The sequence below is a fragment of the Hydrogenophaga sp. genome (assembly GCF_051858985.1).
Lineage (GTDB): Bacteria > Pseudomonadota > Gammaproteobacteria > Burkholderiales > Burkholderiaceae_C > Hydrogenophaga.
This window is the reverse complement of sequence record NZ_JBHYGM010000002.1, coordinates 521,405-541,515: the sequence shown is the minus strand read 5'-3', so window position 1 is coordinate 541,515 and position 20,111 is coordinate 521,405. Positions and strand designations below refer to the sequence as shown.

The window sequence follows — 20,111 nt, the reverse complement described above, 5'->3', positions numbered from 1 at the left end:
GGAAGGCCTGTCTTCAGATGATGCGTGAAAACCTGGCGCGGTCCTGATCCACCTGGAGGTGCTTGTCGAACACCATGGCGATGGCGCGCACGAGGAACCAGCCTGCCTCCGTCACCTGCACGCCGTTGGCTCCCAGGGTCACCAGGCCTTGTTCGGCCATGCCAGCGAGCACCGCGAGCTCGCGCTCGAAGTGGCGCCGGAAGTCGACCAGGTGGCCGAGTTCGAACGACTCGAACTGCAGTTCACCCTGGCACATCAGCGACATGATGACCGCGCGGCGCAGCAGGTCGTCTCTCGTGAGCGCCATGCCGCGCACGATGGGCAGTCGCCCCTGGTCGAGCAGGTCGCCGTATTCCGCCAAGGTCTTTGCGTTCTGGCTGTAAGTGGCGCCGATGCGGCCGATGGCGGACACGCCCAGGCCGATGAGATCGCAATCCGGCTGCGTGCTGTAGCCCTGGAAGTTCCGGTGCAGCCGGCCCTGGCGCTTGGCCACCGCCAGCGCGTCATTGGGCAGCGCAAAGTGATCCATGCCCACGTACACATAGCCTGCGCCCATCAGAGCGTCGAGCGAAGCCGACAGCATGGAGAGCTTGTCGCCGGCACTCGGCAACTCCGCGGCTGCAATGCGGCGCTGCGGCTTGAAGCGCGACGGCAGGTGCGCGTAGGCGTACAGCGCGATGCGATCGGGCCGCAGCGCATTCACCTGTGCCAGCGTGCGTGCAAATGATTCGGGCGTCTGCAGCGGCAGGCCGTAGATCAGATCGACGTTGACCGACTCAAAGCCGATGCGCCGGGCCGCCTCCACCAGGGCAAACACCTGATCGGCCGGCTGCACGCGGTGCACCGCCTTCTGCACGGCGGGGTCGAAATCCTGCACCCCGAAGCTGAGGCGGTTGAATCCCAGGCTGGCCAGGGAGCGCAGGCGATCCTCGGTCACGGTGCGCGGGTCCACTTCGATCGAGTACTCGCCGCCAGGTGCGAGTGTGAAATGGCGCCTGAGCATGGCCATGAGGTCTTCAAGCTCCGCGTCCGACAGAAACGTGGGCGTGCCGCCGCCCAGGTGCAATTGCGACACCGCGTGGCCCTGCCCGAAATGCGCCACCTGCAGTTCGACTTCCCGTGCCAGGTAGCGCAGGTACTGCGCAGCGCGGTCGTGGTGACGGGTGATCACCTTGTTGCACGCGCAGTAGTAGCAGACCGACTCGCAAAACGGAATGTGCACGTAGAGCGAAAGCGGCAAGGCCATCGATCCGGCGCTGCGCTGCTTCAGGGCCTGGATGTAGTCGGCCTCGGTGAACGCCTCCACGAACCGATCTGCCGTGGGATACGAGGTATATCTGGGCCCGGGCACATCGAAGCGCCTGAGCAGATCGTCGGAAATGGCGTGGCTCACGGGAATGTTCTCCATAGGGGCTCACTTTGCCGCAGTCAGAAGGCCGCCGCCTTGATCCTCGTCAATCCAGTGGGTTCGAATTCCGCGCTTCGGTGCCTACCGGTAGGCGTATGCTCCGGTCTTTGGAGAACGAACGGACTGCCAATGGACGCCCAAAGCATCAAAGTCGCCTGCTCAAGCTGCAACCTGCGCGAGCTGTGCCTGCCCATGGGGCTCAACCCGGACGAAATGGTCAAGCTCGACCGCGTCATTTCCACCCGAAAGCGGGTCAAGCGCGGCAGCGCGCTCTTCAATGTGGGAGACACCTTCACGTCGCTCTACGCCGTGCGTTCAGGTTTCTTCAAGACCTGTGTCACCACCGCCGATGGCCGCGACCAGGTGACAGGCTTCCAGATGACGGGCGAGATCATCGGACTGGACGGCATCGTGAGCGACCGCCATTCCTGCGATGCCATTGCGCTGGAAGACGCTGAGGTGTGCATCATGCCGTTCGATCAGGTCGAGGAGCTCTCGCGCGAGTTCACCACCCTGCAACACCACGTGCACAAGATCATGAGCCGGGAAATCGTGCGGGACCACGGGGTGATGTTGCTGCTGGGCAGCATGCGCGCCGAGGAACGCCTGGCGGCTTTCCTGCTGAACCTGGTCCAGCGGCTGCACGCGCGGGGTTTCTCGCAGTCCGAATTCGTGCTGCGCATGACGCGCGAGGAAATCGGCAGCTACCTGGGGATGAAGCTCGAAACGGTGAGCCGCACCTTCTCGAAATTCGTGGAGGACGGCATCGTCGACGTCAAACAGCGCTACGTGCACATCAAAGACACGGAAGCGCTGCGGCAGATCGTCAATCCCCAGAACTGCGGCTGACGCGCTAGCGCTCCGCCGGCACCACCGGCGAAGCCGCATGGTTGCGGGCCTGGTGGGCCGGCTGCAGCTTGATCAGCGCGTCCGCCCTCGCCTGCCCCTCCAGCGCCATCGCGGCCTGCCGGTCGCGCTGGAAAGCGACCTTGTCCAGGACGGGATCGGCGTTGTGCACGGCGATCCATGCGGTGGTGAGACTCGCGACCACGACCACCAGCGGCCCGCCCACCACCAGCCACATCTGCGGCACGCGCCACCAGGCGAGGTTCGACGTCTTGAGAGCAGTGGGTGCGGTCGGGTTCATGGGGTGCTCCTGGAAGGTGTGGACAGGCGCTTCATCGGGGCACGACGAAGGCAGCTTTTTCGGTGACGCGGGCGACGGCATCGCCGCTGGAATGGATTTCAAACTGGATGGCATGCGACCCGCTGCTGGCGGCGCCAGGCGGCACCTGCACCCGCACCGCGGCCGAGCGCACCTCAGTCGGCAACACGTCCACTTCGGCGTCCGATGCCAGCGTGATGCCCGGCAAGCCGGACACGCTGATGACGTACCGCTGTGGCGACTCGGTGGCGTTCATGATCTGCAGGCGGAACACGTTCTCGATGCGTCCCTGCTCCACCGTGCGGGCCAGGGCACCCCGATCCCGGATCACATCGACCTTGAGCGGCGTGCGCAGGTACAGGCTGACACCCACCGCGAGCGTGATGGACAGGAGAATGCCGGTGTAGACCAGCACGCGCGGGCGCAGCGCGCGCTGAAGCATCTGTCGCGTGTTCCAACCCTGCGCCACGCCGTTCTGCGTGGAGAACCGGATGAGGCCGCGCGGGTAGCCCACCTTGTCCATGACGTCATCGCACACGTCCACGCACGCTGCGCAACCGATGCATTCGTACTGCAGTCCCTTGCGGATATCGATACCGGTGGGGCAGACCTGCACGCACAGGGTGCAGTCCACGCAGGCACCCAGGCCCAGCGCAACCGGATCCGCCTTCTTCGAGCGCGCGCCGCGCGGCTCCCCGCGCTGCATGTCGTAAGTGACGATCATGGTGTCCTTGTCGAACATCGCGCTCTGGAAGCGCGCGTACGGACACATGTACTTGCAGACCTGCTCGCGCAGGAAGCCGGCATTGCCGTAGGTGGCGAAGCCGTAGAACAGCACCCAGAAGGTCTGCCACGGACCGAGCGCTGCGGCCACGGTGAGCGCGCCGAGGTCGCGGATGGGCGTGAAGTAGCCGACGAAGGTGAAGCCGGTCCACATGGCAAAGCCGATCCACAGCGCGTGCTTGAGCGCTTTCTTGCCGAACTTGGCGCGCGACAGCTTTGAACCGTCGAGCCGAAGGCGCGCAGAGCGATCGCCCTCGACCTTCTTTTCGATCCAGAGAAAGATTTCCGTGTAAACCGTTTGTGGGCACGCGAAGCCACACCACAGCCTGCCCGCCACCGCGGTGAACAGGAACAGCGAAAGCGCCGAGATCACCAGCAGGCCCGTGAGGTAGATGAAATCCTGCGGATACAGCACCAGGCCGAAGAGGTAGAAGCGGCGCGCCTCGAGGTCGAACAGCACCGCCTGGCGGGCGTTCCATTCCAGCCAGGGCAGGCCGTAGAAGACGATCTGCGTGATCCACACCGTGAGCCAGCGCCATCTGGAGAAGAAGCCGGACACCGAGCGCGGGTGGATCTTCTCCCGGGCGGCGTAGAGCGAAACCATCTCATCGTCACCGGCGGGCGCCGGGACGATGGGAATGATGGTGCGGGGGGCGCTGGCGCCTGGATGAGCGTTGGTCACGACGCTTCAGTTGGCGGCGGCGGCGGTGGTCTTGTTCGACATGCCCCACACATAGGACGTCAGGACCTGGATCTGGTCGGCATTGAGTTTGCCGGCCTGGGCAGGCATCTGGTTCGTGAAGCCATTGGTCACCGCGCGCACGATCGCCTCTTCACCCCAGCCATGCAGCCACGTGCCATCGGTGAGGTTGGGTGCACCCATGGCGGCGTTGCCCTTGCCGTCCATGCCATGGCAGGCCGCGCACGCACCGAACTTCGTCCTGCCCTGCACCGCGCGCACGGGGTCATGCGGCGTGGCCGACAGGCTGAGCACATAGTGCGCGACGTTGCGCACGTCTTCGGGCGTTCCCACGGCGGCGGCCATGGGCGGCATCACGCCGATCCTTCCCTCGGTCAGCGTGGTCTTGATGACGGCCGGATCGCCACCCCAGAGCCAGTCGCTGTCGGTGAGGTTGGGAAACCCGCGAGCGCCGCGGGCGTCCGAGCCGTGGCACTGCGCACAGTTGTTCATGAAGAGTCGTTCGCCAATCGCCATGGCGCCGCTGTCGCCGGCCAGCTGCTCTGGCGTCATGGTTTCGAACTTCGCGTAGATCGGTGCGATGGCCTTTTCGACTTTCTCCACTTCGGCCTTGTGCTGTCCGATGGACGACCAGCCCAGCACGCCCTGGTAGGTGCCGAACATCGGGTAGAGCACGCCATAGATCAGGGAGAACACCACCGTGATGATGAAGAGGTACACCCACCATTTCGGCAGCGGGTTGTTCATCTCGCGCAGGTCGCCGTCCCAGACGTGGCCGGTGGTGTTGTCGGCCGACGCGGCCACCTTGGTGGTGCCGCTCACCCAGAGCAGGATCACGCAGGCAATGATGCTGGCCAGCGTGAGCCCGGCGACATAGATCGCCCAGAAGTTGCTAGTGAAGTCGCTCATGATGTTTCTCTTGTTCGGGGCCGCGTTCAGGCTTCGTCTTCAAAGGGCAGGCGTGCGGCTTCGTCGAAGCGATCCTTGTTGCGCCTGGACCAGGCCCAGGCCACGATGCCCAGGAAGGTCAGGAGGCTGACGACGGTGACGATGCTGCGCAGGTCGTTGAGGTCCATGGTGTGCTCCGTGTGGCTTACTTGATGGAGGTGCCGAGCACCTGCAGGTAGGCGATGAGTGCATCAAGCTCCGTCTTGCCCTTGACATCGGTGCTCGATGCGGCCACCTCTTCGTCGGTGTAGGGCGCGCCCAGCGTGCGCAGCACGTCCATGCGGCGTGCAACGCCGGATTCGTTCACCGTCTTCTTCTCCAGCCACGGGTAGGCGGGCATGTTGGATTCGGGCACCAGATCGCGTGGATTGGTCAGGTGCAGGCGGTGCCATTCATCGCTGTAGCGACCACCCACGCGCGCCAGGTCGGGGCCGGTGCGCTTGCTGCCCCACTGGAAGGGCCGGTCGTAGACGAACTCGCCCGCCACCGAGTAGTGGCCGTATCGCAGCGTCTCCGCCTGGAACGGTCGGATCATCTGAGAGTGGCAGTTGTAGCAACCCTCTCGCACATAGATGTCGCGGCCAACGATCTGCAGCGCGCTGTAGGGCTTGAGGCCCTCCACAGGCTGCGTGGTCGACTTCTGGAAAAACAGCGGAACGATCTCCACCAGACCGCCGACGGCGATCACCAGCACGATGAGCACGATCATCAGGAAGTTGTTGGTCTCGATCCGCTCGTGCGTGAAACCTGGTTTGTTGTTGGCCATGGTGAGTTCCTCAGGCGTGTGCGGGATTGATGGCGGGAATGCGGACTTCCTGCGCCTGGCCGCTGCGGGCGGTCATCACCGTGTTCCACAGCATCACCAGCATGCCGCCCAGGTACAGCAGGCCACCGAGCAGGCGAATGACGTAGAACGGGAAGGTGGCCTTGACCGATTCCACAAACGTGTACGTCAGGCTGCCATCGGGATTCACAGCGCGCCACATCAGGCCCTGCATCACCCCCGCGATCCACATCGCAGCGATGTAGAGCACGATGCCGATGGTGGCCACCCAGAAGTGCAGCTCGATGGCGGGCACCGAGTACATCTTCTTCTGCCCGTACAGGCGCGGGATCAGGTAGTACATCGAGCCCATGGTCACCAGGCCCACCCAGCCCAGGGCGCCACTGTGCACGTGGCCCACGGTCCAGTCGGTGTAGTGGCTCAGGGCATTGACGGTCTTGATCGACATCATCGGACCTTCAAAGGTCGACATGCCGTAGAACGAGAGCGAGACGATCAGGAACCGCAGGATCGGGTCGTCGCGCAGTTTGTGCCAGGCGCCCGAGAGCGTCATGATGCCGTTGATCATGCCGCCCCAGCTGGGCGCAAGGAGGATGAGCGAGAACACCATGCCCACCGATTGCGTCCAGTCGGGCAGCGCGGTGTAGTGCAGGTGGTGCGGGCCGGCCCACATGTAAGTGAAGATCAGCGCCCAGAAGTGCACGATGGACAGGCGATACGAGTACACCGGCCGCTCGGCCTGCTTGGGGATGAAGTAGTACATCATTCCCAGGAAGCCGGCCGTGAGGAAGAAGCCGACCGCGTTGTGGCCGTACCACCACTGCACCATGGCGTCCTGAACGCCGGCATAGGCCGAGTACGACTTGAACATGTCCACCGGCAGGGCCGCGCTGTTGACGATGTGCAGCATCGCCACGGCCAGAATGAAGGCGCCGAAGAACCAGTTGGCCACGTAGATGTGCCGAACCTTGCGCATGCCGATCGTGCCGAAGAACACCACGGCGTACGCCACCCACACGACCGCGATCAGCAGGTCGATGGGCCATTCGAGTTCCGCGTATTCCTTGCCTTGCGTCAGGCCCAGCGGCAGCGTGATGGCGGCGAGCACGATCACCAGTTGCCAGCCCCAGAAGGTGAAGGCGGCCAGACCGTCGGAGAAGATGCGCGTCTGGCAGGTGCGCTGCACCACGTAGTAGCTCGCCGCGAACAGACCGCAACCACCGAACGCGAAGATCACCGCGTTCGTGTGCAGCGGACGCAAGCGCCCGTAGGACAGCCATTCAATGCCCAGGTTGAGCGCCGGCCACGTGAGCTGTGCAGCGATGATCACCCCCACCAGCATCCCCACCACGCCCCACACCACCGTCATGATGGCGAACTGCCGAACCACTTTGTCGTTGTAGACCGTCAACTGGCCGGCCTTGCTTGTCATGGACATACAGAACTCCTCGCAAATGTCACTGAAGCCAGTGTGCGCAAGGTGCTGTGGTTTCGCCTTGACCTAAGTCAATCGCTCTTCAGGATGCGTTCGCCTTCGCGTTCGATGTTGTCGAACTGTCCCGATTGCAGCGCCCACCAGAACACGCCGATGATTCCGAAGACCAGCAGCACGGAGAGCGGGATGAGGAGGTACAGGATGTCCATGGCGGGCCTTCAGTCGTCGCCGCGTGCCAGGCGCAGCGCATTGCCGATCACCAGCAGCGAACTCGCTGCCATGCCCAGCCCCGCCAGCGCGGGAGGCATGTAGCCCGCCAACGCCAGGGGAACACTGATCGCGTTGTACGCGGCTGCCCACCCCAGGTTCTGGCGCACGATGTGCAGGGTCGACCGCGCGTGGCGCAGCGCTCTCACCACGTCCATCACCCGCGCGCCCTGGATGATGAAGTCCGACTGCGCTTGCGCCAGCGGCGCCGCATGGCCGAGCGCGAACGAGGTGTCGGCGCGGGCCAGCACTGGTCCGTCGTTCAGACCGTCGCCCACCATCGCGACCTTGAGCCCGCGGGCCTGCAGCGAAGCCACTTCCATCAGCTTGCGTTCCGGTGTGGCTTCTGAAATGACGTGATCCACGCCCACCAGCAGGCCCACGCGCGCCGCTGCGTCCGCACGGTCCCCCGACAGCAGCCAGGTGCGCACGCCCATCGCGCGCAGCGCTGCCACGGCTTGGGCGGCATCGGCGCGCACGGACTCCTGCAGGACAAAACTGGCCAGCCAGCCGCGCGAATCGCTCAGGTGCACCGCCGGTGAATCGCCTTGATGCGCAGGCACGGCACAGAAAGCGGCCGAACCCAGGCGGAGCAAAGAGCCATCGGGCCGCAGCGCCTGCATGCCCCGACCCGCCACTTCAGCGCGCTCGAACAAAGGCGGCAGCGACAGAGCACGGATGCGCGCCGCCGCCACGACGGCGCGAGATGCCGGATGCAGCGAACCTTCTGCCAGTGCCGCGGCCACGGCGAGCGCCTCGTCTCTTGACAGGCCGGGGCGCGTCATCACGTCGTGCAGCCCGAGCCCTTCGTGGGTGAGCGTGCCGGTCTTGTCGAACACCACGGTGTTCACGCCAGCCAGCACCTCGAAGGCCTGCAGGCGGCGCACCAGAACGCCACGGCGTGCCAGGGCGCCGGCCGCAGCGAGCATGGCCGCCGGGGTGGCGAGCGACAGCGCGCAGGGGCAGGTGACGATCAGAACCGCCACAGCCACGGCCAGCGCCTGCGTGTGATCCACCTGCCACCAGTACACGCCCGCCACCGCCGCCGCCAGCAACACCAGCATCAGAAAGGGCGCGGCGACCCGATCGGCGAGCAACGCCAGTCGGGGTTTTTCGGTGGAGGCCTGCTCCATGAGCCGAACGATCTGTGCAAACCGCGTGTCCGTCCCCACGCGATCCACGCGCACGAGCACGGGGCCACCCAGGTTGAAACTTCCCGCCACCACAGCCTGCGCGCGCTCGCGCGCCACCGGGCGCGACTCGCCCGTGAGCAAGGCTTCGTCCACGGTGGCACGCTCGCTGAGCAGTTCGCCGTCGGCCGGAAATGCCTGGCCCGCCGACACCCGCACCACATCGCCCACCGCCAGTCGACGAATGGAAATGTGCTCGAACGAGCCGTCGGCGCCTTGTCTTTCGCACGCCTGGGGCAGCCGGTTGATCAGGCTGTCGAGAGCGCCTGCGGTCCGGTCGCGCGCCTTGTGCTCCAGGTAGCGACCACCCAGCAGGAAGAAAACGAACATGCTCAGCGAATCGAACCAGACCTCGGAACCCCATGGGCCGGCGGGATCGAAGGTGGCTGCCGAACTGGCGAGGAAGGTGATGAGGATGCCGAGCGAAACGGGCGTGTCCATGCCCACGCCCCCGCGCCGGAGATCTCGCCACGCGCTGCGAAAGAAAGGCCCGCTGGCGAAGAACACCACTGGCAGGCAGATCACCCAGCTCGCCCAGCGCAAAAGGGCTTCGATGTCGGCGGGGATCTCCCCGGGCTCGGTCACGTACGCCGGCCACGCGTACATCATCACCTGCATCATGCAGAAGCCGGCAACGAAGAGGCGCCAGAGAGCCTGGCGTGTCTCCTGGAGGCGCTGGCTGATGGACAGCGCCTGCTGCATCGGCAGCAAGCGGTAGCCCGCGTTGCCCACGGCATGCGCCAGCACCGACATCTTCGTGGCGGCCGGGTCCCATTGCACACGCAGGCGCCGGGTGGCCGCGTGCACGCGGACCTGCCGCACACCCGGCAGGTCCTGAAGCGCGGACTCCACGGTGTCGGCACAGGCGGCGCAGTACATGCCCTGCACCACCAGCACCGACTCGGCGAGGCGCTGGCCGCCCTCCTCGGCCATTTCGGTGAACGCGTTCTGCTCCTCGGGGTCGTCGAGCACGCTGAAGTCGTCGGTGACCGTCAGAGGGCCGCGGTGCGTGCCCAGCCAGTCCGTCGACGCCGTCGAGGTGTCGACGGATGGAAGGAGGGACGGCGCGTCGGCCAGCAATGGCCCCACCGGCAGCGTGGCAACGGCCTGGTTCATGGCTGTAGCGTATGGTCAGAGACGCCTTGCGCCCTTGACATAGGTCAAGCCCGACCGGCGTGGCATTGGTTACGCTGGGTTTTCTGCCAACAACTTCGAGGAGAACGCCATGTACAAACGCATCCTGGTGGCCACCGATGGCTCCAAGCTATCGCAGCAGGCGGTGGAGCACGCCCTCAGCCTGGCCGACCTCACGGGCGCCGAAGTGGTGGCCCTGAAGGTGATTCCCCGCTATCCACAGACGTACTTCGAGGGCGGCGTGGCATTGGCAGCGGCCGAGGTCGCGCGCATCGAAAAGCAGTGGCACGACGAGGGCATGGCCGCCGTGAATGCGGTGAAATCCGCAGGCCAGTTGCTCGAGGTCAAGGTCAAACCCATGACCGTGAAGTCGGACCTGATCGCCGAGGCCATCATCGCGGCCGCCAAACGCAGCAAATGCGAACTCATCGTGATGGCTTCGCACGGACGCAAGGGCATCAAGCGACTGCTGCTGGGCAGCGAGACCCAGCAAGTGCTGACGCACTCGCACATTCCTGTGCTGGTTCTGCGTTGAGCTGAAGCAGGAACTCAGGCGAACAGCGACTTGTGCTGCTCCCGCAGCACATTCTTCTGGACCTTCCCCATGGTGTTTCGCGGCAACTCGTCGACCACGAAACAACGCTTGGGAATCTTGAAATTGGCCAGCCGTGACTTGAGTGAGGCCACCACCTCGTCGGGCTTCACCTCGGCACCCGGCTTGACGGTCACCACCGCCACGCCCACCTCGCCGAAGTCCGGGTGCGGCACGCCGACCAGCGCGCTCTCGGCGACGCCCGGCATCTCGTTGATGCAGGCCTCGATCTCGGCCGGGTACACGTTGTAGCCCCCGGAGATGATCAGGTCCTTGCTGCGTCCCACGATGCTCACATAGCCCCGGTCATCGACACGCCCCACGTCGCCCGTCTTGAAGAAGCCATCAGCCGTGAACTCCTCGGCTGTCTTTTCCGGCATGCGCCAGTAGCCTTTGAACACGTTCGGTCCACGCACCTGGATGCCTCCAATCTCACCCGCAGGCAACGGCTGATTTGCATCGTCCACCACGCGCAACTCGATGCCAGGCAGCACGAATCCCACCGTTCCACCGCGCCGCTCGGACTGCCCGCCATGGCGGTCGTCCGCTGCGTAGGGGTTGGAGGTGATCATCACCGTCTCGCTCATGCCGTAGCGTTCCAGGATCGTGTGACCGGTGCGCGCCTTCCAGTCGTCGAAGGTCTCGATCAGCAAAGGTGCGGAGCCTGATACGAAGAGGCGCATGCGCGCCACCTGCTGCCGGGTGAGCCCTGGTTCAGCGAGCATGCGCACGTACAGCGTGGGAACACCCATGAACACGGTGGCTCGCGGGAACAGTTCCACCACGGCACGCGGGTCGAAGCGGTTGAGCCACAGCATGGGACTGCCGTTGATGAGCGCGCCATGGATGGCGACGAACAGCCCATGCACGTGGAAGATCGGCAGCGCGTGGATGAGCACGTCATCGGGCTGCCAGCCCCAGTACTCTTGCAGCACCTGCGCGTTGCTCAGCATGTTGACGTGCGAGAGCATGGCGCCCTTGCTGCGCCCGGTGGTGCCGCTGGTGTAGATGATGACCGCCAGGTCGTCGGCCCGTCGAACGGCCGGTGTGTGCACATCGCTGTGATGGGCGGCGCGGTCGAGCAGGGTACCGCTGCGGTCGTCGTCCAGCGTGTACACGTGGCGGGTGCCGGCCTTGAAGGCGATCTTGGAAACCCAGTCGAAGTTGGCCTTGCTGCACACCACCACGGCGGGCTCGGCGTTGCCGATGAAGTACTCGATCTCACCGGCCTGGTAGGCCGTGTTGAGGGGCAGGAAGACGTGCCCGGCCCGCAGCGTGGCCAGGTAGAGGATCAGAGCCTCGACCGACTTCTCCACCTGCACGGCAATGCGCGAGCCGGCCGGCAGCTTCAGCGAGTCCAGCAGATTGGCCATCATCGCGCTGGCGCGATCCAGGTCTCGCCACGAATAGCGCAGGCCAGCGTGGGCGCCGCCCACGGTCTCGACGGCGGTGGCCTCCAGATCGGCCGGAAACGCTGCACGCAGTGCGGCAAAAAGGTTGTGGTTGTCCATGGGATTGCGGTGAACGTTGCAGAAACTCGGAAGGAATCAGAAGGCGGCGCGGCGCTTGCCCAGAAAGGCCGCAATGCCCTCCTGGTGTTCGGCGCTGACGGCGTAGCGGTAGGCCTGGTCGATCAGGGAGGTGGCGGGCGGAGCAACCGTCAGGGCACGCAAGGCCTGCTTGTTCAGGCGGGCGGCCTGTGGAGCCAGTTGCGCCATGCGCCGGGCCCGCTCGTCTGCCTGTGCCGCCACCTCGCGCGCGGGCAGCACCGCGTTCAGAAAGCCCCGGGATTTCATCTCCGCGGCATCCAGCACCGCCGCCTCCAGCAGCATTTCGCGCGCGGTGGCGGCCCCGGCTTCGCGCAGGACCAGCTGTGCTTCCCGCGGCGCCATCGGGAAACCCAGCCGGGCAATGGGAGCGCCGAAGCGCGCCGTGTCCGCGGAGATCCGGATGTCGCAACAGCAGGCGATCTCGACGCCCGCGCCCATGCAGTTGCCCTCGATCTGTGCCACCACAGGCAGGTCGCACGCCAGCATGGCACCCAGGCCGCCCCACACATCGTTTTCGTGGAATTCACGCAGGCCCGCCTCGTCGAACCGGAAGTCCGGGTATTCGGCGATGTCGCCGCCCGCGCAGAAGTGCCCGCCCTCCCCCGCCACGATCACGCAACGGAGGTCGGAGCGGCTCTGCAGCGACTCGAAGACCGAGCGCAGCTCGCGCCACATCGCACGCGACATGGCGTTGAACTTGCCGGGATGGCTCAGCGTGACCCGCGCGAGCGGGCCATCGAAATCCTCGAGGACCCGACCGCTCATTCCAGCTTGGCGCCCGAGGCCTTGACCACCTGCGCCCACTTCTGGATCTCGCTCTTCACGAACGCATCGAACTGGGGCCCGCTCACATTGGCGAACTCCGCACCCTGGTTGGCCCACACCGCCTTGGCTTCGTCCGTGCTCACGGCCTTGCGAATCTCTTCGATGGCACGCGCCTGGGCGTCCGCCGGCGTGCCCTTGGGTGCCCACACGCCGTACCAGGTCGTCACGTTGTAATCGGGCAGCCCCATCTCCGCGGCACACGGCACATCGGGCAATGCGGCGCTGCGCTGCTTGCCAGAGACCAGCAGCGGCTTGATGCGACCACCCTTGATGTGCCCTGCGGAAGAACCCAGCCCGTCGAACATCACGTCGACTTGCCCCGCGATCAGGTCATTGAGCGCAGGACCCGCGCCGCGGTAGGGAATGTGCGTGATGAAGGTGTTGGTCTGTTGCTTGAACAGCTCGCCTGCCAGGTGATGCGAGGTACCGCTGCCGGCCGAGGCGTAGTTCAGCTTGCCCGGGTTGGCCTTGGCCTGCGCGAGGAATTCCTTGAAGTTTGCGGCCGTCACGCGCTTGGGGTTGACCACCACCACCTGTGGCACGCTGGCCACCAGGATCAGCGGCACCAGGTCGGTCTCGATGTTGTAGTCCAGCTTGGGGTACATGCTCGGCGCAATGGCGTGGTGCACCGCGCCCATGAACAGGGTGTAGCCGTCAGGCGCAGCTTTGGCCGCGATGCCGGCACCCAGCGTGCCGCCCGCACCGCCCCGGTTGTCGATCACCAGCGACTTGCCTGTCAGGCGCGTGAACTGCGCGCCCATCGGTCGTGCAAACGCATCGGTACCACCGCCCGCAGGAAACGGCACGATCATCGTCACCGGTTTGCTCGGCCAGGTGGCCTGCGCATGGCCCACCGTGGTGTAGAGGGCGGCGCCCGCAGCGGCCGCTCGCAGGACGTCTCGTCGGTTCAGATGCGTGTGATTCATGCTTTTGTCTCCTGTGGTTGAAATGGCGGCCTCAAAGGTAATGTTCTTTGATGGCCGCGGCTATCGGGATTTTTCCCTGCGCCAGCATGGCGCGGTTCTTGTCCAGGCGCTTCAGATCGTAGAGGTAGTTCACCATCAACCCGTGCGACTGCTTCAGGCCCTTGGGTGAAGGGTCTGCAGCCCAGTTCAGGCGCTCCACGCGCGCGCCATTGCCCAGATGGAATCGCGCCACTGCATCCAGTGGTTTGCCGTCCTGCAGTTCCTGCCCCAGGTATCGGGCGGCCCAGCCGAGCAGCGCGCGCCGGTCTTCCGAACCTTCGGGCAGCTCGTCGGCGCGCTCCCACGCTTTCAATTGCTCGGCGGGTGCGGTCTTGTTCAGCCAGGCGCGCAGGCCGGGTATGGGCGAGAGCGTGGCGAATTGTTTGAGTCGGGGAAATTCCTGGTGCAGTGTCTCCACCACCCGCTTGATCAGCGAATCGCCGAAACTCACACCGCGCAGGCCGGTCTGCGTGTTGCTGATCGAATAGAAGATGGCCGTGGTGGCGCGCTCGAGGTCGGCGGGCGCGGCAGACTCGTCCAGCAGCGGCGTGATGCTGTCGGCGATCTCGTTGGTGAGCGCGACCTCGACGAAGATGAGTGGCTCTTCCGGCAGGCGTGGATGGAAGAAACCGTAGCAGCGGCGATCGCTGTCCAGCCGGTTCTTCACGTCGGTCCAGCTGCGGATGTCGTGCACCGCTTCGTAGCGGATCAGCTTCTCCACCAGGGACGCGGGTGAGTCCCAGGTGATGCGGCGCAATTCTAGGAAGCCCACATCGAACCAGGTGGAGAACATGTACTCCATCTCCACGTCCAGCGCCTGCAGTCGCTTGTCGGCCTTGAGGTGCGCCTGCATCTCGGCACGCAGGTCCACCAGGAAGCGCACACCGTCGGGGTTGGCGCTGAACCGCTGGAGCAGCCGCCGGCGGGGCGACACCGTGGCGCGGCGATAGAGCACTTCGGCCGCGGCTTCGTCGGGCGTGCCCACCGCGGCTGCGTACTGCGCCTGGGCTTTCTTCACCTGGGCCGGATCGGCCACGAACCGTTCGCTCATGAGCAACCACAGGTCGCGCCGGTGCGCCAGCTCGGCGCTGGCGTACCAGTCCATCATGGCCTGGGCACGACGCCCGCCTTCCACCTCACTCACCAGCGGATCGACGATGGCCTTGAGGTCCTTGAGGGACTGGCGCAGCGCCCGCGGTGACATGGCTTCGTCGTCCTGGCGCAGGGTGGCCCTGAGGCGCTCGTCGGTGGATCGCGGCGCTGCCGGCTTCCTGGGCGCTCGCAGGCGGGAAACGCTCTGGCTCAGCCATTCTGTGGTGTTCATGCGGAGAGCCTTGAAGTCTGGCTGCGCGCCAGCTCACGCAGGGCCACGCGCTGGCGCGTGAGGTGGGTGCGCATGGCGGCTTCCGCGCCTTCGGCGTCGCGCGCCTTCAGCGCGGCGAACACCGCCATGTGCTCGGAGAGGCTCTGCTCCAGACGCCCCGGCGCGTGCAGTTGCTGCAGGCGCGCGAGCTTCACCAGCTTGCGCAGGTCGCCAATCACCTGGGCCAGCCAGCGGTTGTTGGCCAGCGTGATGATGGCTTCGTGGATGGCGAAGTTGGCCTCGTAGTAGTCCGTGATGCGCCGGGCTTTGGCACTGCGATTCAGCCGGTCGTGCAGTTGCTCCAGGGCGATCAGTTCGGCGTCGCTGGCATGGGTGGCGGCCTCGAAGGCGCAGCGGCCCTCCAGCAGCGCCAGCACCGGAAAGATCTCGTCCAGGTCGCGCTCGGTGATCTGGCTGACGAAGCAGCCCCGGCGTGGTTCGTGGCGCAGCAGGCCTTCGGCGGTGAGCACCTTGAGCGCTTCACGCAACGGCGTGCGCGAGATCGACAAAGAGGTGCACAAAGCCGGCTCGTCGATGAAGCTGCCGGGCGCCAGTTCCCCCGCAAAGATGCGCTCACGCAGCTTGGCAGCGACTTCGTCGTGGAGGGAGTTGAGCACCAGGCGCATCCGTAATGATCTGTAATTACAGGTAATTTTTAAAATCCCGAGTGCCATGTCACCCGGGATTTACCCTGACTTCAGATGGACGGTGTGCGCCGACTGAACCACCACCACATGAAGGCGCCTGCAGCGATCATGGGTACACAGAGCCACTGGCCCATGCTCATGCCCAGCGCCAGCAGGCCCAGGTGCGCATCGGGCTCGCGGAAATACTCGGCGATGAATCGGAACACCCCATACCCCATCAGGAACACGGCAGACACCTGCCCTCTCGCGCGCGGCTTGCGGGCATAGAGCCAGAGCAGCACGAAGAGCAGCACACCCTCCAGCAGGAACTGATACACCTGCGAAGGGTGGCGCGGCAGGTCACCCGCGCCGCGAAATACCATGCCCCAGGGCAGCGACGGATCGGCCACGCGTCCCCACAGTTCGCCGTTGATGAAGTTGCCCACGCGCCCGGCAGCCAGCCCGGTGGGTACGCAAGGCGCCACGAAATCCATGACCTGCATGAAGGGCCGCCCGCGGCTGCGGGCGTACCACACCATGGCCACCATCACGCCCAGCATGCCGCCATGAAAGCTCATGCCACCCTGCCACACGGCGAAGATCTCCAGGGGGTTGGCCAGGTAGTAGGCCGGCTTGTAGAAGAGGCAGTAGCCAATGCGCCCACCCAACACCACACCCATCACACCCAGGAAAAGAATGTCCTCCACGTCGCGCCGCGTCCAGGGGGAAGGGTGCGTGACGCTGGCGAAGGGCTGATGGTTCAAGCGCAGACGCGCCAGCCAGAGGAACAGGCCGAATGCAGCCAGGTAGGTCAGGCCATACCAGTGAATGGCGAGCGGCCCGATCTGCAGGGCCACGGGGTCGATCTGGGGATGTTGAAGCATGGGGCTTATTGTGGCAGGGCACTTTCTGCGAATTCGATGAAATGCCTCAGCGCCGGATTCACCGCGTCTTCGCGCCAGACCAGACTGGTTTCACAACCTGGCAGCGATCGACCCCGCGGCATGGCCGGGCTGCGGTACACCACCCCCGTGCGCTGGAACTGCCGCACGCTCTGAGGCACCCAGGCCATGCCGAGCCCGGCCGACACCAGGTTGACGATGGTCTGCATCTGGATGGCTTCCTGCGCCACCTGTGGCGCTCGCCCGGCGGCCTGATAGAGCCCGAAGACGGCGTCGTGCACGGAAGGCAGGATTCGACGCGGGAAGATCACCAGCGGCTCGAGCAGCAACGCCGACAGTGTCGGCGCCTCAAGGGCGGCCAGTGGGTGCGATTCGGGCAGCGCCACCACCAGCGGCTCTGTGGCAATGCGCACGTGGGCCAGACCGGCGACTGCAAACCCCGGTGAATGGAGCATGAACCCGGCGTCCGCTTCCCCGCGCGCCATCAGATCGAGTTGCACATCGCCGGTGGCCTCGGTGAGCTCCAGCGCCACCTGCGGCCAGCGCTGCCGAAAAGCGCGCACCCAGCGAGGCAGCAGTTCGTACCCCACGGTCGACACGAAGGCCAGGCGCAACCGACCCACCTCGCCGGCGGATGCGGCGCGCGCCATTTCGGGCAGGCCGTGCGCCCGCACCAGCAAATCGCGCACCTCGGGCAACAACGCCGCACCCGCCGGCGTGAGCGACACGCTGCGTTTGGTGCGATCGAACAGACGCACCGAGAGCGCCTCTTCCAGGCCCGCAATCGCCTGGGTCAGCGGTGGCTGCGTCATGTGCAACCGACGGGCCGCGCGGCCAAAGTGCAGCTCCTCGGCCAGGGCGACGAACTGTCGCCATTGCCTCAATTCAACGCGCAGCGGATTTTTTGCTTCAGTCATACGCTGCGCATATTAATTCAGCCCACCGAACCAATTGGATTCGCAAGGGCTCGTCCCGCATACTCGCGGCTGGCAGCGGCCCACCTATGCCCTGCCCCCTTTCAACGCCCCACGACGAGACACACCATGGCCGACAAGAAAACCATCCCCATCCAACCCATCAATCACCGCAGCGCGAACATCACGCAAGGCAAGTCGCGCGCGCCCAACCGCTCCATGTACTACGCGATGGGCTACGAGGAAGGCGATTTCACCAAGCCCATGGTCGGTGTGGCCAACGGTCACAGCACCATCACGCCGTGCAACTCGGGTCTGCAGAAACTCGCGGACGCCGCCATTGCCGGCATCGAGGAGGCCGGTGGCAACGCCCAGGTGTTCGGCACGCCCACCATTTCCGATGGCATGGCCATGGGCACGGAAGGCATGAAGTACTCGCTGGTGAGCCGGGAAGTGATCTCCGACTGCATCGAGACCTGCGTGGGGGGCCAGTGGATGGACGGCGTGCTGGTGGTGGGCGGCTGCGACAAGAACATGCCCGGCGGCCTGATGGGCATGCTGCGCGCCAACGTGCCTGCCATCTATGTGTACGGCGGCACCATCCTGCCCGGACGATGGAAGGACCAGGACCTCAACATCGTGAGCGTGTTCGAAGCCGTGGGCCAGAACGCCGCCGGCAACCTGAGCGACGCCGACCTGCGTGAGATCGAGATGCACGCCATTCCGGGCACGGGTTCTTGCGGCGGCATGTACACGGCCAACACCATGTCGTCGGCGTTCGAGGCACTGGGCATTTCGCTGCCCTACTCCAGCACCATGGCCAACCCGCACGACGAGAAGATGAACTCGGCGAAGGAATCGGCGAAGGTGCTGATTGAAGCCATCCGCAAGGACATCAAGCCGCGCGACATCGTCACCCGTGAGGCGATCGAAAACGCCGTGGCGGTGATCATGGCCACTGGCGGCTCCACCAACGCGGTGCTGCACTTCCTGGCCATTGCGCACGCCGCCGAAGTGGAATGGACCATCGACGACTTCGAACGCATCCGCAACCGCACGCCGGTGCTGTGCGACCTGAAACCCAGCGGCAAGTACCTGGCGGTGGACCTGCACAAGGCCGGTGGCATTCCGCAAGTGATGAAGGTGCTCCTCAAAGCCGGCCTGCTGCATGGCGACTGCATCACCATCACCGGCCAGACCATTGCCGAAGTGCTCAAGGACGTCCCCGACGTGCCGCGCACGGACCAGGACGTGATCCGCCCGATCGACAAGCCGATGTACGAGCAGGGCCACCTCGCCATCCTCAAGGGCAACCTCAGCCCCGAGGGCGCGGTGGCCAAGATCACGGGCCTGAAGAACCCGGTGATGACCGGACCGGCCCGGGTGTTCGACGACGAGCAGTCCGCACTGCAGGCCATCCTCGACGGAAAGATCAAGGCCGGCGACGTGATGGTGCTGCGCTACCTGGGTCCCAAGGGCGGCCCGGGCATGCCCGAGATGCTGGCGCCCACCGGTGCGCTGATCGGCGCGGGCCTGGGTGAAAGCGTCGGCCTGATCACCGACGGCCGTTTCTCCGGCGGCACCTGGGGCATGGTGGTTGGCCACGTGGCGCCCGAAGCCGCTGCCGGGGGCACCATCGCGTTCATCGAGGAAGGCGACCAGATCACCATCGACGCGCACCAGCTCCTGCTGGAACTCAAGGTGCCCGATGCGGAAATTGCCAAGCGCAGGGCCGCCTGGACGGCTCCCGCGCCACGCTACACGCGCGGCGTGCAGGCCAAGTTCGCCTTCAATGCCTCCAGCGCCAGCAAGGGCGCGGTGCTCGACGCGTATTGACGCTGAAGATCAGCGCGAGCGGCCCTTGGGCTTGATGCCCAGGGCCTCGCGCTGTTTGTCGATGCGGTCCTTTTTCTTCTGGTCCATCTTTTCCATCGCCTTTCGGCGCGTGTAGCCGGTGGTATCGGCCCAGATCCACCAGACCACGGCCAGCGCGAAGGGCGAGAGCACCCACCACCAGGAAAGGTCCACGGCGAACCCGACCTCCAGGTACTTCATCAGCATCAGGATCACGCCCGCGATCAGGAAATACATCACAACCTCCAGTAAAGGCCCGGCAAAGCCGACAAGAAACTGTAACCGGTCGTTTCCCAGGGGGCTTGACTCGTTAAAATCGCGCCATGCCGATCCCGGCATCACTCACAAGGACAATCCCCATGAAACGTGCTTTCCTGATTATGGCTGCCATCACCACCCTGGCGGCGCCCGCCATGGCCGATGAAGCCCTGGCCAAGAGCAAGAACTGCATGGCCTGCCATGCCGTCGACAAGAAGCTCGTGGGCCCCTCGTACAAGGACGTGGCCAAGAAGTACGCCGGTGATGCCAAGGCCGTGGACGCGCTGGCGGCCAAGATCATCAAGGGTGGTTCCGGCGTGTGGGGAGCCATCCCGATGCCCGCGAACACGCAGGTCAGCGAAGCCGACGCCAAGAAGCTCTCTGCCTGGGTGCTCAGCCAGAAGTAAGCTCCGGTCACACCACAAAGAAAACCCGCTGGAATCCAGCG

Annotated in this window: 21 protein-coding genes; 4 read left to right on the top strand and 17 right to left on the bottom strand. The window is 65.3% G+C overall.

Annotation, left to right across the window (positions count from 1 at the left end):
* Positions 1-13 precede the first annotated feature (13 nt).
* Positions 14-1,408, bottom strand: a complete 1,395-nt coding sequence (gene hemN, locus ACTIEY_RS09015) for an oxygen-independent coproporphyrinogen III oxidase (protein ID WP_439518774.1) — start codon at positions 1,406-1,408, stop codon at positions 14-16.
* A 129-nt stretch (positions 1,409-1,537) separates the two neighbouring features.
* Here hemN and fnr point away from each other — a divergent pair, with 129 nt between their 5' ends.
* Positions 1,538-2,257, top strand: a complete 720-nt coding sequence (gene fnr / locus ACTIEY_RS09010; protein WP_439518773.1) for a fumarate/nitrate reduction transcriptional regulator Fnr — start codon at positions 1,538-1,540, stop codon at positions 2,255-2,257.
* A 4-nt stretch (positions 2,258-2,261) separates the two neighbouring features.
* Here the strand turns inward: fnr and ACTIEY_RS09005 are convergent, their stop codons facing one another.
* The 8 genes from ACTIEY_RS09005 to ACTIEY_RS08970 form a co-directional block, all read right to left on the bottom strand.
* Positions 2,262-2,555, bottom strand: coding sequence for a FixH family protein (locus ACTIEY_RS09005; RefSeq protein ID WP_439518772.1), 294 nt, complete (start codon positions 2,553-2,555; stop codon positions 2,262-2,264).
* Between the two features lie 31 nt (positions 2,556-2,586).
* Complete coding sequence (ccoG, locus tag ACTIEY_RS09000; protein WP_439518771.1) at positions 2,587-4,038, bottom strand: cytochrome c oxidase accessory protein CcoG; 1,452 nt, start codon at positions 4,036-4,038, stop codon at positions 2,587-2,589.
* Positions 4,039-4,044: 6 nt separating this feature from the next.
* Positions 4,045-4,965: a cytochrome-c oxidase, cbb3-type subunit III gene (gene ccoP, locus ACTIEY_RS08995; protein ID WP_439518770.1), complete on the bottom strand. Its 921-nt coding sequence runs from the start codon at positions 4,963-4,965 to the stop codon at positions 4,045-4,047.
* Positions 4,966-4,991: 26 nt separating this feature from the next.
* Positions 4,992-5,132, bottom strand: coding sequence for a cbb3-type cytochrome oxidase subunit 3 (locus ACTIEY_RS08990; RefSeq protein ID WP_439518769.1), 141 nt, complete (start codon positions 5,130-5,132; stop codon positions 4,992-4,994).
* Positions 5,133-5,149: 17 nt separating this feature from the next.
* The gene (gene ccoO, locus ACTIEY_RS08985; protein WP_439518768.1) at positions 5,150-5,770 is read right to left on the bottom strand and encodes a cytochrome-c oxidase, cbb3-type subunit II; all 621 of its coding nucleotides are present in this window, start codon (positions 5,768-5,770) and stop codon (positions 5,150-5,152) included.
* Between the two features lie 10 nt (positions 5,771-5,780).
* On the bottom strand, positions 5,781-7,220 hold the full coding sequence (ccoN, locus tag ACTIEY_RS08980; RefSeq protein WP_439519429.1) for a cytochrome-c oxidase, cbb3-type subunit I: 1,440 nt from the start codon (positions 7,218-7,220) through the stop codon (positions 5,781-5,783).
* A 74-nt stretch (positions 7,221-7,294) separates the two neighbouring features.
* Positions 7,295-7,432, bottom strand: coding sequence for a cbb3-type cytochrome oxidase assembly protein CcoS (ccoS, locus tag ACTIEY_RS08975; protein ID WP_159606574.1), 138 nt, complete (start codon positions 7,430-7,432; stop codon positions 7,295-7,297).
* Between the two features lie 9 nt (positions 7,433-7,441).
* Positions 7,442-9,796, bottom strand: coding sequence for a heavy metal translocating P-type ATPase (locus tag ACTIEY_RS08970; RefSeq protein WP_439518767.1), 2,355 nt, complete (start codon positions 9,794-9,796; stop codon positions 7,442-7,444).
* A gap of 109 nt (positions 9,797-9,905) precedes the next feature.
* On the opposite strand from ACTIEY_RS08970, the gene ACTIEY_RS08965 reads away from it, so the two are divergent.
* Positions 9,906-10,349 (top strand): universal stress protein, encoded by a 444-nt coding sequence (locus ACTIEY_RS08965; RefSeq protein WP_439518766.1) that lies wholly within the window; start codon positions 9,906-9,908, stop codon positions 10,347-10,349.
* 14 nt (positions 10,350-10,363) lie between these two features.
* Here the strand turns inward: ACTIEY_RS08965 and ACTIEY_RS08960 are convergent, their stop codons facing one another.
* The 7 genes from ACTIEY_RS08960 to ACTIEY_RS08930 form a co-directional block, all read right to left on the bottom strand.
* Positions 10,364-11,917 carry a malonate--CoA ligase gene (locus tag ACTIEY_RS08960; protein ID WP_439518765.1) on the bottom strand — a complete coding sequence of 518 codons (1,554 nt, stop codon included), beginning with the start codon at positions 11,915-11,917 and terminating at the stop codon, positions 10,364-10,366.
* A gap of 36 nt (positions 11,918-11,953) precedes the next feature.
* A complete protein-coding gene (locus tag ACTIEY_RS08955; protein ID WP_439518764.1) occupies positions 11,954-12,721 on the bottom strand; it encodes an enoyl-CoA hydratase/isomerase family protein in 768 nt (255 codons plus the stop codon).
* Positions 12,718-13,707 carry a Bug family tripartite tricarboxylate transporter substrate binding protein gene (locus tag ACTIEY_RS08950; RefSeq protein WP_439518763.1) on the bottom strand — a complete coding sequence of 330 codons (990 nt, stop codon included), beginning with the start codon at positions 13,705-13,707 and terminating at the stop codon, positions 12,718-12,720. The genes ACTIEY_RS08955 and ACTIEY_RS08950 overlap by 4 nt, the downstream gene beginning before the upstream one ends.
* Before the next feature lie 31 nt (positions 13,708-13,738).
* On the bottom strand, positions 13,739-15,070 hold the full coding sequence (locus tag ACTIEY_RS08945) for a malonyl-CoA decarboxylase domain-containing protein (protein ID WP_439518762.1): 1,332 nt from the start codon (positions 15,068-15,070) through the stop codon (positions 13,739-13,741).
* Entirely contained in the window at positions 15,067-15,735 is a 669-nt protein-coding gene (locus ACTIEY_RS08940; protein WP_439518761.1) for a GntR family transcriptional regulator, read from the bottom strand. The genes ACTIEY_RS08945 and ACTIEY_RS08940 overlap by 4 nt, the downstream gene beginning before the upstream one ends.
* Before the next feature lie 71 nt (positions 15,736-15,806).
* Positions 15,807-16,619, bottom strand: coding sequence for a prolipoprotein diacylglyceryl transferase (gene lgt, locus ACTIEY_RS08935; RefSeq protein WP_439518760.1), 813 nt, complete (start codon positions 16,617-16,619; stop codon positions 15,807-15,809).
* A gap of 5 nt (positions 16,620-16,624) precedes the next feature.
* A complete protein-coding gene (locus tag ACTIEY_RS08930; RefSeq protein ID WP_439518759.1) occupies positions 16,625-17,554 on the bottom strand; it encodes a LysR family transcriptional regulator in 930 nt (309 codons plus the stop codon).
* A gap of 126 nt (positions 17,555-17,680) precedes the next feature.
* Here ACTIEY_RS08930 and ilvD point away from each other — a divergent pair, with 126 nt between their 5' ends.
* Positions 17,681-19,387, top strand: coding sequence for a dihydroxy-acid dehydratase (gene ilvD / locus ACTIEY_RS08925; RefSeq protein WP_439518758.1), 1,707 nt, complete (start codon positions 17,681-17,683; stop codon positions 19,385-19,387).
* Between the two features lie 9 nt (positions 19,388-19,396).
* Here ilvD and ACTIEY_RS08920 read toward each other — a convergent pair whose 3' ends face one another.
* The gene (locus ACTIEY_RS08920; RefSeq protein WP_439518757.1) at positions 19,397-19,642 is read right to left on the bottom strand and encodes a TIGR04438 family Trp-rich protein; all 246 of its coding nucleotides are present in this window, start codon (positions 19,640-19,642) and stop codon (positions 19,397-19,399) included.
* A gap of 122 nt (positions 19,643-19,764) precedes the next feature.
* Here ACTIEY_RS08920 and ACTIEY_RS08915 point away from each other — a divergent pair, with 122 nt between their 5' ends.
* Positions 19,765-20,070 (top strand): c-type cytochrome, encoded by a 306-nt coding sequence (locus tag ACTIEY_RS08915; RefSeq protein ID WP_086123939.1) that lies wholly within the window; start codon positions 19,765-19,767, stop codon positions 20,068-20,070.
* The last annotated feature ends 41 nt before the right edge of the window (positions 20,071-20,111 follow it).

Excerpts from the sequence above, each read along its gene's own strand:
- hemN (WP_439518774.1), bottom strand. The coding sequence starts at position 1,408 with ATGGAGAACATTCCCGTGAGCCACGCCATTTCCGACGATCTGCTCAGG.
- fnr (WP_439518773.1), top strand. The coding sequence starts at position 1,538 with ATGGACGCCCAAAGCATCAAAGTCGCCTGCTCAAGCTGCAACCTGCGC.
- ACTIEY_RS09005 (WP_439518772.1), bottom strand. The coding sequence starts at position 2,555 with ATGAACCCGACCGCACCCACTGCTCTCAAGACGTCGAACCTCGCCTGG.
- ccoP (WP_439518770.1), bottom strand. The coding sequence starts at position 4,965 with ATGAGCGACTTCACTAGCAACTTCTGGGCGATCTATGTCGCCGGGCTC.
- ACTIEY_RS08990 (WP_439518769.1), bottom strand. The coding sequence starts at position 5,132 with ATGGACCTCAACGACCTGCGCAGCATCGTCACCGTCGTCAGCCTCCTG.
- ccoO (WP_439518768.1), bottom strand. The coding sequence starts at position 5,770 with ATGGCCAACAACAAACCAGGTTTCACGCACGAGCGGATCGAGACCAAC.
- ccoN (WP_439519429.1), bottom strand. The coding sequence starts at position 7,220 with ATGACAAGCAAGGCCGGCCAGTTGACGGTCTACAACGACAAAGTGGTT.
- ccoS (WP_159606574.1), bottom strand. The coding sequence starts at position 7,432 with ATGGACATCCTGTACCTCCTCATCCCGCTCTCCGTGCTGCTGGTCTTC.
- ACTIEY_RS08970 (WP_439518767.1), bottom strand. The coding sequence starts at position 9,796 with ATGAACCAGGCCGTTGCCACGCTGCCGGTGGGGCCATTGCTGGCCGAC.
- ACTIEY_RS08965 (WP_439518766.1), top strand. The coding sequence starts at position 9,906 with ATGTACAAACGCATCCTGGTGGCCACCGATGGCTCCAAGCTATCGCAG.
- ACTIEY_RS08960 (WP_439518765.1), bottom strand. The coding sequence starts at position 11,917 with ATGGACAACCACAACCTTTTTGCCGCACTGCGTGCAGCGTTTCCGGCC.
- ACTIEY_RS08955 (WP_439518764.1), bottom strand. The coding sequence starts at position 12,721 with ATGAGCGGTCGGGTCCTCGAGGATTTCGATGGCCCGCTCGCGCGGGTC.
- ACTIEY_RS08950 (WP_439518763.1), bottom strand. The coding sequence starts at position 13,707 with ATGAATCACACGCATCTGAACCGACGAGACGTCCTGCGAGCGGCCGCT.
- ACTIEY_RS08945 (WP_439518762.1), bottom strand. The coding sequence starts at position 15,070 with ATGAACACCACAGAATGGCTGAGCCAGAGCGTTTCCCGCCTGCGAGCG.
- ACTIEY_RS08940 (WP_439518761.1), bottom strand. The coding sequence starts at position 15,735 with ATGCGCCTGGTGCTCAACTCCCTCCACGACGAAGTCGCTGCCAAGCTG.
- lgt (WP_439518760.1), bottom strand. The coding sequence starts at position 16,619 with ATGCTTCAACATCCCCAGATCGACCCCGTGGCCCTGCAGATCGGGCCG.
- ACTIEY_RS08930 (WP_439518759.1), bottom strand. The coding sequence starts at position 17,554 with ATGACTGAAGCAAAAAATCCGCTGCGCGTTGAATTGAGGCAATGGCGA.
- ilvD (WP_439518758.1), top strand. The coding sequence starts at position 17,681 with ATGGCCGACAAGAAAACCATCCCCATCCAACCCATCAATCACCGCAGC.
- ACTIEY_RS08920 (WP_439518757.1), bottom strand. The coding sequence starts at position 19,642 with ATGTATTTCCTGATCGCGGGCGTGATCCTGATGCTGATGAAGTACCTG.
- ACTIEY_RS08915 (WP_086123939.1), top strand. The coding sequence starts at position 19,765 with ATGAAACGTGCTTTCCTGATTATGGCTGCCATCACCACCCTGGCGGCG.